Raw genomic sequence first — 14,188 nt, 5'->3', positions numbered from 1 at the left:
ATGATTATTCAATCACGCGTCGTTGGTATTAGGAAAACGTTCTTTCAGAAAGGGTCTTTGCAACCTTCAAATAACTTTGTTGATAGCAATTTGTTAAAACAAAATTTTATCCCACTTAAACCGTTATTTTAGGGGTAGAATTATGTACAGATTTTATGCGAGCTAGAATTACTTTTCTGCTTTTTTTGAGCATTACTTTTAGTGTCTTTTCACAACAACCTGATCCTTTATTAGCAAAGGATATTGTAGGACAACAACAATGGGTTGATAGTATTTATAGTCAACTTACTTTAAAAGAGAAGGTCGGCCAATTGTTTATGGTACGTGCTTTTTCGGGCACTAAAAATCAGAATAGCCACAAGATCAAAAAGCTAATTAATGATCACGCAATCGGCGGAATCATTTATTCTTTAGGAAATTCAGTATCACAAGCAAAATTGAATAATGAGTTTCAATCACTTTCTAAAATTCCATTAATAAACGGTATGGATGCCGAGTGGGGTTTAAGTATGCGCTTGGATGATACGTTCCCATTCCCTTACAATGTCACTTTGGGTGCCGTTAAAGATGAAAAATTAATAGAAGAGGTCGGTCGCCAAATGGGTGAGCACTGCAAACGTATTGGTGTTCATATTAATTTCGCGCCAGATGTTGATATTAATATTAACCCGAAAAATCCAGTAATTGGTAGTCGTTCGTTCGGTGAAGATAAGCAGCGAGTGACCGATCTAGGATTGGCTTTTACAAGAGGAATGCAAAGTGCAGGTGTTTTGGCGTGCGGAAAACACTTTCCTGGTCATGGTGATACGGATACTGATTCACATAAAGCATTGCCGACAATCCCATTTACTCGAGCCCGCATTGATAGTATTGAGTTGCATCCTTTCAAACGTTTAATTGAAGGCAATGTTGCGAGTATGATGATCGCACATTTGAATGTTCCGTCTTTAGAGAATTCAGCGAATACACCGTCTTCTATATCGGAAAAGATAGTTACTAATTTATTACAAGAAGAATTAGGTTTTAATGGTTTGGTCGTTACTGATGCTTTAGAAATGAGAGGCGTTGCAGATGCAGGAAACCCTGGAGATGTCGATTTAAGAGCGTTTTTAGCCGGGAATGATATGTTATTGATTTCCGAAGATGTGAAATTAGCCTCAGAAAAAATTATGCAAGCTTACAATCGTCGAATTATTACGGAAGCTCGACTAGAGCGTTCAGTAAAAAAGATATTGAAAGCGAAATACCTCGTTGGATTGAACAACTATTGCGACATCAACATAGAGAACCTTCGATCGGATTTGCATACTTTGAAGAATGATTTATTAGAAGAAAAAGTTTATGAAAATGCCATTACACTGCTAAAGAATAAGGATAGTGTGCTGCCTATACGAGATCTTGAAAGAAGTAAAATTGCATATGTAAAGTTTGGCGATGCTAATGAAGAAGCCTTTGTTCAGATGCTTAAGAATTATGGAAAGGTCGATGTTATAAAAGCACAGAAACTGGATCAATTATCAGCGAAGTTAAAACCATATACACATGTGATAGCAGGTTTACATAAGGCTACTGATACTCCTTGGAAGGACTTCAAATTTACCGATAAAGAAAAAGTTTGGTTATATGAAATTGCTCGGGAGAAAAAACTAATTCTCGATGTGTTTACAAAACCCTATGCCCTAAACGAATTATTGACTACGGTTAATATCGATGCGGTGATTGCTAGTTATCAAAATAACAAAGTGAGCCAAGAAAAATCAGCACAACTTATTTTTGGTGCTTTGCCATTCAGAGGGGTGCTTCCCGTAACTTCGGGCTCCGATTTTCCCGTAGGTACTTCATTAAAAACTAAGTCAGTTAACAGATTGAAATATGGCTTGCCTGAAACTGTAGGGTTAAGTAGCTATGGACTTCAAAAGGTTGATTCCCTAGCTAATTTGGTAGTAAAAGATGCAATGGCACCGGGGCTTCAATTGCTAATAGCTAAAAAGGGAAAAGTGGTATATCACAAGACTTTTGGTCATCATACATATAATAAAAAAATAAAGGTAAAACCAACTGACATTTATGATGTTGCCAGTATGACCAAAATAATGGCAACATTGCCTATGGTTATGAAGTTAGTAGATTCTGGAGCGATCAATATCGATACCCGATTACGAAAGCTCTCTAAAGAATTGAGAAAATCCAACAAAGACACCTTAACAATTAAGCAAGTCTTATCGCATTATGGAAGACTAAAACCTTGGATTCCGTTCTATTTAAAAACATTAGATAGCGGCTCAGGTAAATTATTGGCACAATATTATCAGCGTCGACGTTCTAAAAACTTTTCTGTCAAAGTTGCTGATGATCTTTATTTAAGAACTGACTATAAAGATAGTATTGTTAAAATGGTACTTGAAAGTGGTCTCCGTAATCGTTTGGAGTATCGCTATAGTGACCTGCCTTATTATTTGATGAAAGATTATATCGAAAAAGCCTATGGCGAAGGTTTGGATAAGTTGGTGCAGGATAATTTTTATAAATCACTAGGAGCTAATAATACTACCTATAATCCGCTTCAAAAGTTTAATAAAAAATTAATAATCCCAAGTGAGAATGATACGTACTTTCGTAATCAAACCGTACATGGTTATGTTCATGATATGGGTGCCGCAATGCTTGATGGTGTAGGAGGACATGCCGGTATTTTTAGCAATGCTAATGATGTTGCTAAGCTAATGCAAATGTATTTACAAGGAGGTAATTATGGTGGGAAACAGTATTTAGAAAAAGCCACTATTAATAGTTTTAATACCTGTTATTATTGCCCTGAAAACAATAGAAGAGGTGTTGGTTTTGATAAACCTCAATTGGGTGAGAAAGGGTCGACATGCGGTTGTGTGTCAATGGACAGTTTTGGTCACTCGGGCTTTACAGGGACCTATACATGGGCAGACCCAGATAAAGAAATTGTATATGTTTTTCTATCGAATAGAACATATCCAACGATGGCGAATAGAAAGCTAATAAAAACAAACATTAGAACAGAAATACAACGAGCTATTTACGAATCAGTAATTGAATAATAGTGTAAGTTTTTGATTAAAAAACGCACTAAAAAGAGAAGCTTTTAACTTAAACATAAAAATTTGAAAATAGCGATAGTATGTTATCCTACTTTTGGCGGTAGTGGTGTAGTTGCTACCGAGCTAGGTATAGCACTTGCAAATAGAGGTCATGAGGTGCATTTCATCACTTATAAGCAACCAGTGCGCCTCGCAATGCTGAATAGTAAAATTCACTTTCACGAGGTACACGTGCCACAATATCCATTGTTTAAATATCAGCCCTACGAACTTGCATTGTCTAGTAAGTTGGTTGATATGGTAAAACTATACGGTATTGATTTGTTGCATGTTCACTATGCAATTCCGCATGCATATGCGGGTTATATGGCTAAAAAAATGTTAGAAGACCAAGGAATCACAATTCCTATGGTAACAACATTACATGGTACCGATATAACGTTGGTTGGAAATCACCCTGACTACAAAACAGCGGTTAGTTTTAGTATCAATAAATCCGATGTGGTGACATCTGTATCGCAAAGTTTAAAGCGAGATACTATACGATTATTTGATATCAAACAAGATATTTCTGTGGTACCAAATTTTATCGATGCGGGGAAATATAATAATAATTTCACCGATTGCCAGCGAGATATGATTGCAAATGAAGATGAACGGATAATTACTCATATTAGTAATTTTAGAGAAGTAAAGAGAATTCCAGATATCATTAGAATCTTCCACAAAATACAAAAAGAGATTCCTGCACGTTTACTAATGGTCGGTGAGGGCCCTGAAAAGGAAGGTGCAGAGAAATTGGCTGAAGAATTGGGCATTGCTAATAATGTTGTATTTCTTGGAAATAGCGAGGAAATTGAAAAATTGTTATGCTTTTCTGATCTATTCTTATTACCATCAGAGACCGAGAGTTTTGGTCTTGCAGCTTTAGAAGCAATGATTTGTGGAGTACCAGTAATTTCCAGTAATACAGGAGGTATTCCTGAGGTGAATATTCAAGGAGTATCTGGTTTTTTAAGCAATGTAGGTGATATAGAAGAAATGGCCGCTAATGCACTTAAGATCTTAAAGAAAGATGATGTATTGGCACGTTTTAAACAAAACGCGATAAATGAGGCGAAAAAGTTTGACATAACACATATTGTTCCTATTTATGAGGAAATTTATCAAAAGGCATTCGAACTAGCATAATTTACGACGATGAATAAAATGGTATTGATTTTACTAACAGCGCTTATGGCTGCTTGCGGTCCAGTTAAACAACAAAACGGAAATATGGAAGAGGCATCATCCGAAAATCAGAAACAAGTTTCTTTTGAAGTGTTAGTGCAACATTCCCATGGCGGTTATGACAAACCACAAATAAAAGTTATCAAAGAACCGACGGAATTGCAAGCGGTTTATGCTAAGATCAATATGACAAGACGCCCAGGATTTCCGATACCTGAAGTTGATTTTGACAAGGAAATGATTATAGGTTTATATATGGGCGAAAAAAATAGTGGCGGTTATTCAATTTCCATAGATTCTGTAGAAGAGACCAAAAATGAATTAATCATTAATGTAAAAGAATCTGAGCCTGGTCTTGTCGCCACTACTGTTATTTGTCAACCATTTTGTATTGTAAAAATGCCAACTACCAAAAAAGAGGTAGTGTTTAAGAAGGTGAGTTAGAAGTGTCGAGACTCATTTTCAAATTATCTAAGTGTATAATGAACATCCGGTAAACTGCGCAAAGAATTAGCTGCCTGTTCTGCCGTAATATCCCGTTGTGGTCCTGCGAACATCTCGTATCCTACCATAAATTTTTTCACAGTTGCCGATCGTAAAAGGGGAGGGTAAAATGACATATGAAAGTGCCAGTGCTCATTGTCATTTCCATTGGTTGGGCTTTGATGTATTCCAGCAGAATAAGGAAAAGAAGTCTCAAATAGATTATCGTATTTCGTCGTCAATTCCTTAATGATTTCGGCAAATGCTTGCTTTTCTAAATCAGTTAACCGTCCGATGTGTTGTAGATGCCGCTTAGGAATAATTATTGTTTCATAGGGCCAAACAGCCCAATAGGGAATTAAAGCAACAAAATATTCATTTTCTAATATAATACGCTCATCAGCATCTAATTCTTGTGCTAAATAATCAGAAAGAATACTTCTTTTATTCTTGTTCCAATAGGCTAGCTGATGTGAATCCTTTTTAGCTACTTCGTGAGGTATGGTTTGTTGTGCCCATATTTGACCATGAGGATGCGGATTGCTGCAACCCATAGTTGCACCTTTATTCTCAAATATCTGAATATGGTTGATTTCTTCTAAGGCGCCTAGCGCGCTGTATTCGTCTTGCCAAAGTGATATGACATTAGATATCGCATCAATAGTCATAAGTGGTAAGGTTAACGAATGATTTGGAGAGAAGCAGACTACTTTACAAATTCCTGATTCAGTTTCAGCTATAAACAAACCATTTTCTAAAGTTTCATTTTTATCGCCACTAATTAAGGCGGCGAAATCATTTGTAAATGCAAAGGTGTTTTTATAAATAGGATTGACTTCTCCATTCGCTCGTGTATTCCCTGGACATAAATAGCAATTTTCATCAAAAGCTGGCTGTTTAGTAGGGTTCAGTTTTTCAACTTTGCCCTGCCAGGGTCTTTTAGTGCGATGTGGAGAAACTAATATCCATTCGCCTGTTAAAATATTATAGCGTCTATGCGGTTGCTCGTAAAAATGTACGCTCATTATTGGTTTGTTTTATGAGTTGTTCCACCATCAGGCTCTACAACAATAGGGCTTAGATTCAAAGAAAATTCCTGTTCATAAGCCATACTGACCTTATTTATATAATCTTCGATTGCATCTTCATGAATGATGTTAATAGTGCAACCACCAAAACCACCGCCCATCATTCTTGAACCTAGAATATGCTCGTTATTCTTTGAAAATTCAACCAAAAAATCTAACTCTGGACAACTTACTTCATATAATGTACTCAGTCCGTGATGCGACTGGTATAGCATATCTCCAAATGTATTCAGGTCTTCAGTTCTCAATGCATCGGCCGCTTTTTGAACTCGAGCATTTTCATTTACAATAAAGTGGCTTCGCTTGTATAAAGTTTCGTCCATTTTATTTTTTAAATCATAAATCATATGGTTTTCTGCATTGCGCAATGAATTTACTTCCGGGTAGTATTTTTGAATAAATTCAACTGCCGCCTCGCATTCCGACCTTCTAGTATTGTATTCGCTAGTAGCAAGATTATGAGAAACATTAGTGTTTAAAAGCAATAATTTATAAGGTTTCAAATTCATTGGTATTAACGAGTAAGAAACCGATTCACAATCGAGCAATACAACATGTTCTTTTTTACTGATCATTACAGCAAACTGATCCATAATGCCACACTTGGTGCCAACAAATTCATGTTCGGCATCTCTTGATAATTTAATCATATCAAGAGTAGAAATACCAAGGTCAAAAAGTTGATTTAGTCCGTATGCCATACCGCATTCTAAAGCAGCTGAAGAGCTAATACCAGAACCAATAGGTAATTGACTATCAATAATACAGTCAAAACCGGTAATTGCGTTATTCCGTTTTTGTAAGCCTTGAACAACACCAAGAATATAGTTTTCCCATTGTTTGTTACTTTTTTTGACTGAATGAAGATCGATTTTCAATACTTCATCAAAGCCAATACTGGTGACAGAACATTGGTTGTTAGAACTATTTTTTCTAAAGTACAGATGAATTTTTTGATTGATTGCTGTTGGTAAAACCAGCCCATTATTATAATCAGTATGTCCACCAATAAAGTTTATTCTGCCTGGTGAATGCACCACGAGTTCTGGGGAAAACGCTTCGATAAAAGCAGTTTGATCCTTCTTTACGTTACCCTTTAGATCTGCTGGTTTCAATTAGTGGGTTTTTAATATTGGCTTAATAATTCTTGTAGATGATGAGAGCAAATATAATAAATGTATTTTTTACGTTAATTAATTTTTTTATACTTTAAAAAGGATTTATTAATCATCATTAATGTTGAATGGAATAAAAACCTAGAAAATAAAAGAGTTGACTTATTTTTGAGGAAATCAAAGAATCATTATGAGTAACAAAACCTCACCCTGGTCGAAAGATTGGTATAAGGAGCATGATCCTATATATATAGCAACTGATTGTATCATTTTTGGTTTTGATGAAGGGATATTAAAACTTTTGGTTTTTAAGCGAAGGGTAGAACCCCAAAAAGGGGCTTACTCCTTAATAGGTAGTTTTGTGAAGTTAAATGAGAGTGTGACTGATGCTGCCAAAAGAGTTCTAGAAGAAATCACAGGTTTGAAGAATGTTTTTATGGAAGAACTTCGGACTTATAATGAGGTGATGAGAGATCCTGGTTATCGCTGTATATCGATCGGACAATATGCTTTGATTCGCATCAGCGATTATGACAACGAATTGGTGGAAAAGCACGGAGCGATCTGGTATCCCTTTAATGAGTTGCCTGAATTGGTACTAGACCATGATATAATGGTAAAAGATGCGTTGACAAGATTGCGCAGAAAAGCACGATACCAGCCAATAGGCTTTGAATTACTTCCTGAAAAATTTACAATCCCACAATTGCAAAATTTATACGAAGCCATCTACCAAAAACAAATGGATTCTAGAAATTTCAGAAAGAAAGTATTGTCATTTGGTGTCTTGATTAAGTTGAATGAAAAGGATAAGCTCAGTTCAAAAAAAGGGGCTTTCCTGTATAAATTTGATTATGATAAGTATCAGCAACTGGTAGCCAGCGGAATTAATTTTGAGGTTTAATCTAGATTATTGGATGACTATCAGTTTTTTAAATGGTTATTTTGCTCTTTTCAATAAACTTGCTATAATTTAAATCGACCAAAACGAAAACGTTAGAGGGATTACAATTTTTTAGAAAGCAATAGTTATTATCCTTAATGATGATAATTTCATTATTTTAACTGAATTATTCAATAAAATTGATTTTACTATTGAATAGATCTTTACTAACAAACCAACACGACAAATTCTTATGGATGCATTTTCGATTATTTCATTTATTGGCTTTACGCTTTTAGTTGCAGTTATTGCCTGGTATGCTACAAGAAAAACAAATGAAAAATCGGCTGATGGGTACTATTTAGGTGGACGAAGTTTAGGAGCCATAACAATTGCAGGATCTTTATTGTTAACCAATCTATCTGCAGAACAAATTGTTGGACTAAACGGGCAAGCGTTTACCGAAGGAATTTTGGTGATGGCCTGGGAAACCTTGGCGGCAATTGCAATGGTGATTACCGCACTTTGGTTATTGCCTAAGTATATGCAAGTAGGTATTACTACCATTCCTGAATTTATAGAGAAACGATTTGATAGTAATACAAAAGCAATCCTGTCTATACTATTTTTGATTGCTTTCGGCATTGTTTTATTACCAACTATATTGTATGCGGGTTCCAAAGCATTCATTACGATGTTTAAGCTTAATGAAATGTTGGGTCTTTCTGAAACAGCTACGTATTGGGTCTGCGTTTGGAGTATTGGTTTAATAGGAATTGTATACGCAATTTATGGTGGATTAAAAGCTGTTGCTGTATCTGACTTGGTCAATGCCATTGGACTATTAGTTGGAGGAATTTTAATTCCCATTTTTGGTCTTAAAATGATTGGTGACGGTAATGTAGGCGAAGGGTTATCAACCTTATGGATGGAAAGTCGAGATAAGTTCGATGTCACGGGTGGTGTTACGTCATCAATTCCATTTGGCACCATATTTACAGGTATGATGATTGCTCAAATGTATTACTGGGGAACAAATCAGGCAATTTTGCAGCGTGTTTTTGGGGCGAAAAGCCTTGCTGATGGTCAAAAAGGAATGATGCTAGCGTCTTTCGTGAAGTTTTTAATTCCCGTAATTGTTGTACTTCCTGGTATCATTGCTTGGCAATTATTCGGTTCGGAATTAAATGATGCCGATGCTGCATATCCCGAATTGGTAAGACGTGTTCTACCAGCAGGATTACTCGGATTTTTTGCAGCAGTATTATTCGGTGCAGTATTAAGCTCGTTTAATAGCCTTTTAAATAGTAGTGTTACTCTGTTTGGTTTTGATCTGTATAAAAAGTTTTTCAATAAAGCAGCAAATGAATTACAAACTGTAAAGGCTGGTAAGCGATTTGGTCTTGGATTGGCCGCCGTTTCTATGACGATAGCTCCTTTTATCCGTAATGCACCTGATGGATTGTTTGCTTATATACAAGAGTCTTTAGGAAGTTTAAGTGTGCCAATTTTAGCAGTTGTAGCAATTGGAATTTTGACTAAAAAAGTACCAGCCATAGGCGCAAAAGTGGTGCTTGTTGGTGGAGTCATTATGTATTTGATAAGTCAATTTATAATGAGTCCGATATTTATCCAAAGTGCATTAGATAAAGCGGGAATTCAAGGGTCTAATTTCTTAGGTGGATTGGAAGACGAACAACTAGCAGCTTACTTTAAAGAAATAGGGGTGACCGATATACCCGCCCACATGGAAAAAATCAGTCTGATAGAAGCTGAAGCATATCCCCACTTTTTACATGTTATGGGAATATTGTTCGTGGTTAATATTATCATTATGTTGATATTTGGCGCACTAAAACCAAAACAAAATATCTACGTTCCAAAAGTAACGAGAGTTATAGATACAACTCCTTGGAAATGGGCAGTTCCGGTCGGAATTTTTATAACACTATTAGTACTAAGCACCTATTTGATTTTTTAGGCGTTTAGGTGAGCATTAGGATGTGTGTGATTTTGTTTAATGTTTGATGCCAATTAAAACGTTTTCGTTGTTATTTTACTTAAAAATAGAGGGGAACAGGGTATGCTAATCCTTATTAGGCCTAACTTTAAACGAATCATCCATACATTATGAAAAAGAAATACGTCATTGCCTTCGATCAGGGTACAACTAGTACCCGGGCTATTATTTTTGATGTAAAAGGGAACATTGTTGCCATCTCTCAAAAAGAACTCAAGCAGCATTATCCTAAGTCTGGTTGGGTAGAGCATGATGCCAATGAGATCTATGCTGATCAACTTGCAGCTTTCAAAAATGTGATGAAAGATTCTGGTATTTCACCAGAAGAAGTAGCTGCTATTGGTATTACCAATCAACGTGAAACTACCGTCGTATGGGATAGGAAAACTGGAGAGCCTATTCACAATGCCATTGTATGGTTAGATAAACGAACTACAGATATTTGCGATGATATTAAAGCTAAAGGGCTAGAAGATTATATTCGAGAAAATACTGGCCTCGTAGTTGATTCTTATTTCTCAGGAACCAAGCTAAAATGGATTCTAGATAATGTTGAAGGTGCTCAAGAAAAAGCTGAAGCTGGAGATCTACTATTCGGTACAATCGATAGCTGGCTTATTTATAAATTCACGGGAAATCACTTAACAGATCATACGAATGTCTCGCGAACAATGATCTACAATATCAAAGACCTGACATGGGATGAGACCATGCTTAAGGCACTAAATATTCCAAAGTCATTATTACCTAAAGTTCAAGCCTCTTCATCTGATTTTGGTTCGGTTGAATACAAAGGACATAAAATTCCCATTTATGGAGTTGCAGGTGATCAGCAAGCTTCTTTATTTGGTCAAGGCGGATTCAAATCTGGGATTGCAAAAAACACCTATGGTACGGGTTGCTTTATGTTGTTGAATACAGGAAAAAAGCATGTCGTTTCTAAAAACGGATTGTTGACCACACTCACAGCCAGTTTGAATAAGGATGAGGTAAAATACGCTTTAGAAGGAAGCATTTTTGTCGGTGGTGCATCTATACAGTGGTTGCGAGATCAATTAAAAGTGATAAAAAAAGCGTCGGAAACTGAAGCAATTTGCAATAGCATTCCACCGCTTCAAGATTTATATGTAGTTCCGGCTTTTGCAGGCTTGGGTGCCCCTTATTGGGATGCAAACGCTAAGGGAGCGGTTTACGGACTTACATTAGATTCTGGTAGAGAAGAGTTGATAAAAGCAACAGTCGAAGCATTGGCATATCAAACACGTGACGTGATTGATGCGATGATGGAAGATAGCGGCAAGCAAATGACCACCTTAAAAGTAGATGGTGGTGCTTGTGCTAATAACTATTTAATGCAATTTCAATCTGATATTTTAAATGTGGAGGTAGACCGACCAAAAATGTTAGAAGTTACTGCCTTAGGCGCTGCGTTTTTAGCGGGAATTAAGCAAGGTATCTGGAGTTTGGAAGACATTGAATCGGTGAGAGAAGCAGAGCGTATTTTCAAGCCTGAAATGAAATCGAAACAACGCAAGCAAAAATATAAAGGCTGGTTAAAAGCAGTTGACAGAACACGTTCTACCAAAACGAAAAAAAAGGCTAAGGCTCATAAATTCTCCATTTTAAATCGGGAAAATCAGCTTAAAAAATTAGCTACTGACACCTTCGATCTTATAGTAATAGGTGGTGGAGTTACGGGGTCTGGAATTGCACTTGATGCCGCTGCAAGAGGAATGAAGGTATGTCTAGTAGAGAAGAATGATTTTGCTAGTGGGACTAGTAATAAATCCACCAAATTAATTCACGGAGGACTTCGATACTTAAAGCAATTGGAGATCGGATTGGTTAAAGAATCAGGATCAGAACGTGCGATAGTACACAAATTGGCTCCGCATTTAGTAGTTCCTGAAAAAATGCTATTGCCTTTGGTAGAAGGAGGTACTTATGGAAAAGTAATGACTTCTATTGGCTTAAAAGTATATGATTTTCTTGCAAATGTAGAGGGGAATGATCGCCGTAAAATGCTGGATAAAGAAGAGACGATAAGTAAAGAGCCTCTATTAGATGAAAGTACATTGTTAGGTGGAGGTTATTATGCGGAATACCGAACAGACGATGCGCGTTTGACAATTGAGCTGTTAAAAAAAGCAACTGAATTTGGCGCAACAGTAATTAATTACTGTGAGATGGAGGAGTTTGTATATGACAATGAGGGAAAGGTAAAAAGTGTGAACTGTGTTGATCATAACACAGGAACAAAATTGAATATTACCGCAAGAAAATTTGTTTCTGCAGCTGGACCTTGGGTCGATCTTTTACGGAAGAAAGATCATAGCATGAATAACAAATACTTGCATCACACCAAAGGGGTGCATATAGTATTTCCTGCCGAAAAACTACCTATAAAACAATCAGTTTATTTTGATGTGCCGGATGGCAGAATGATATTCGCTATTCCACGTGGTCGAGTTACCTATGTTGGGACTACCGACACGAATTATAAAGGAAACCTAGATAGAGTAGTGGCAACAAAAGATGATGCTATCTATTTATTAGATGCAGTAAATGCCACATTCCCGACAGTAAATGTAACAATCGATGATATTGAATCAAACTGGGCGGGATTACGTCCACTAATTCACGAAGAAGAAAAAGACCCTTCTGAATTATCGCGTAAGGATGAAATTTTTGTTTCTGATACGGGACTTATTTCGATAGCTGGAGGAAAGCTAACGGGATATCGTAAAATGGCACATCGTACCATTGATGCTGTTTTAAAAACAATGAGCAGTAAGCGTCGTGACAAATTCAAGAAATCAAAAACAGAAAAAATCCCATTGACATCACCCGCTTTAACATCAATGAAAGAGGTGAATGCATATCAAAAAGAATTAGAGACTAGGTTGGGTGAAATAGGAATTGATAATGCCTATTTCGCTTGGTATTTAGCTACTACGTACGGTAAACAAGCCGATACCATTTTAAATAAGATAAACTACTTTGCCAACGATAATGTGCATGAGCGCTTAATTCGCGCTGAGCTTTGGTATTGTATTCACAACGAAATGACAAATAGTCTTACCGACTTTTTTGTAAGACGGACAGGTCGACTTTATTTTGATATCACTTCGATTCCCAAATATCTGGATGTGGTTTTAGAAGATATCGTAAACTATCTTGATTGGGATGAAAAACGCGTCGAGAGCGAAAAATCATATCTAAATGATTTGGTTTATGATGCTACGCATTATTATGAGGAGGAGTTGGGCTAGCTATGTGGTTTATGGATCATATCTATGTAGAGAATCCGTCATCGGTTAAATAACTTGTGGTATTTCTACATTTAAATCGTACATGCGTTCTATTTATTGGAACTTCGCTTTTCTTTAGGTTTAGTTTCCTTTTTGAATTCAGTTTTCGTTTTTGGAGTAATGAACTTTGGAGTTTTAATTAAGCGGCCATTAAAAGCTTTTTTAAGTATATCATCATCTTTCTTTTTCATATTCTATGAATCTTGATTATCGTTGGATTCGGTTGTATTTTGATTAGGTTTTTCATTTCCTGTATCACTACTTTGAGGATTTGTCTGAGGAACGTGAATAGTTCTCCCTTTTTCAATTCTGTCCTTGTCTGGCATATCTATTTTGCTTTTGTTATTAATATTTATAGAAGAAAAAATTACTATCATAAAAATTCCTGATAATAGTTTCGCGAGTGAAATAATGTCTAAGTTGGAAATAAACTTATTTCTTTTTTTTACATTTTTAATTAATTCCTCTTCTTTTATTTTCTCTCTCTCGAAATCATCATATTCATCTATAGTTTGGAGATTCAATTTTCGGGAAACAAGGATAGAGATTAAATTAATGGATAGTGTTAATGTTAATAATATCCAGCCAACTATTAATATCCAGAAATGCTCGGCTTTAGATAAATCAACTATTTTATCGATGAAGGTTATAGATAGCGCTAATGCTCCTGCAGAAATTTGAGTTATTTTTTTCTCAAAATCGTCTTCAACTTTCTCGATTGTATTGAATATATTTTCCCTATTTGAGTTTTCTGCCAAAATCACACTTGGTTTAATATTTTAAAATTACAAATTGATTCTCTGTTGGTTATTAAATAGAAACACTTTTTTATGCACAAAAAATGTTTATTAATAGTTGTAAAAGGAAAGTAAATTATCTATGTGTGTCGGAAATGCTGAATGCACTATAAAATAGTTAACCAATTACAATTGTTTACTAATACTATTAGAATAAAACATTTTCTCAATTTTCAATTCAAAACACCAT

10 protein-coding genes are annotated in these 14,188 nt (G+C 35.9%); 6 read left to right on the top strand and 4 right to left on the bottom strand.

The features are described 5' to 3' along the window. The first annotated feature begins 185 nt into the window (after positions 1 to 185). The 3 genes from GWK10_RS01725 to GWK10_RS01715 all read left to right on the top strand — a co-directional run bounded on the left by GWK10_RS01725 (position 186) and on the right by GWK10_RS01715 (position 4,745). Positions 186 to 3,071 (top strand): glycoside hydrolase family 3 N-terminal domain-containing protein, encoded by a 2,886-nt coding sequence (locus tag GWK10_RS01725; protein WP_317164661.1) that lies wholly within the window; start codon positions 186 to 188, stop codon positions 3,069 to 3,071. A gap of 63 nt (positions 3,072 to 3,134) precedes the next feature. Beyond that, positions 3,135 to 4,262 carry an N-acetyl-alpha-D-glucosaminyl L-malate synthase BshA gene (bshA, locus tag GWK10_RS01720; protein WP_164029170.1) on the top strand — a complete coding sequence of 376 codons (1,128 nt, stop codon included), beginning with the start codon at positions 3,135 to 3,137 and terminating at the stop codon, positions 4,260 to 4,262. Positions 4,263 to 4,271: 9 nt separating this feature from the next. Next, complete coding sequence (locus tag GWK10_RS01715) at positions 4,272 to 4,745, top strand: protease complex subunit PrcB family protein (RefSeq protein WP_164029169.1); 474 nt, start codon at positions 4,272 to 4,274, stop codon at positions 4,743 to 4,745. A gap of 23 nt (positions 4,746 to 4,768) precedes the next feature. Here the strand turns inward: GWK10_RS01715 and GWK10_RS01710 are convergent, their stop codons facing one another. Next, complete coding sequence (locus tag GWK10_RS01710) at positions 4,769 to 5,809, bottom strand: UDP-glucose--hexose-1-phosphate uridylyltransferase (protein WP_164029168.1); 1,041 nt, start codon at positions 5,807 to 5,809, stop codon at positions 4,769 to 4,771. Further along, entirely contained in the window at positions 5,809 to 6,987 is a 1,179-nt protein-coding gene (gene galK / locus GWK10_RS01705) for a galactokinase (RefSeq protein WP_164029167.1), read from the bottom strand. The genes GWK10_RS01710 and galK overlap by 1 nt, the downstream gene beginning before the upstream one ends. A gap of 190 nt (positions 6,988 to 7,177) precedes the next feature. On the opposite strand from galK, the gene GWK10_RS01700 reads away from it, so the two are divergent. The 3 genes from GWK10_RS01700 to glpK all read left to right on the top strand — a co-directional run bounded on the left by GWK10_RS01700 (position 7,178) and on the right by glpK (position 13,162). Then, on the top strand, positions 7,178 to 7,891 hold the full coding sequence (locus GWK10_RS01700) for an NUDIX hydrolase (protein WP_164029166.1): 714 nt from the start codon (positions 7,178 to 7,180) through the stop codon (positions 7,889 to 7,891). A 232-nt stretch (positions 7,892 to 8,123) separates the two neighbouring features. Further along, positions 8,124 to 9,851, top strand: coding sequence for a solute:sodium symporter family transporter (locus GWK10_RS01695; protein WP_164029165.1), 1,728 nt, complete (start codon positions 8,124 to 8,126; stop codon positions 9,849 to 9,851). Positions 9,852 to 10,000: 149 nt separating this feature from the next. Next, positions 10,001 to 13,162, top strand: a complete 3,162-nt coding sequence (gene glpK / locus GWK10_RS01690; RefSeq protein WP_164029164.1) for a glycerol kinase GlpK — start codon at positions 10,001 to 10,003, stop codon at positions 13,160 to 13,162. A gap of 89 nt (positions 13,163 to 13,251) precedes the next feature. Here glpK and GWK10_RS01685 read toward each other — a convergent pair whose 3' ends face one another. After that, positions 13,252 to 13,392 (bottom strand): hypothetical protein, encoded by a 141-nt coding sequence (locus GWK10_RS01685; protein ID WP_164029163.1) that lies wholly within the window; start codon positions 13,390 to 13,392, stop codon positions 13,252 to 13,254. A gap of 3 nt (positions 13,393 to 13,395) precedes the next feature. Beyond that, positions 13,396 to 13,959: a hypothetical protein gene (locus tag GWK10_RS01680; protein WP_164029162.1), complete on the bottom strand. Its 564-nt coding sequence runs from the start codon at positions 13,957 to 13,959 to the stop codon at positions 13,396 to 13,398. Positions 13,960 to 14,188 lie beyond the last annotated feature (229 nt).

It is taken from the genome of Spongiivirga citrea (assembly GCF_010671565.1).
In the GTDB taxonomy this organism is placed as follows: domain Bacteria; phylum Bacteroidota; class Bacteroidia; order Flavobacteriales; family Flavobacteriaceae; genus Spongiivirga; species Spongiivirga citrea.
Note: the sequence above shows the minus strand (reverse complement) of the source record. Positions and strands in the feature narration are given on the sequence as shown.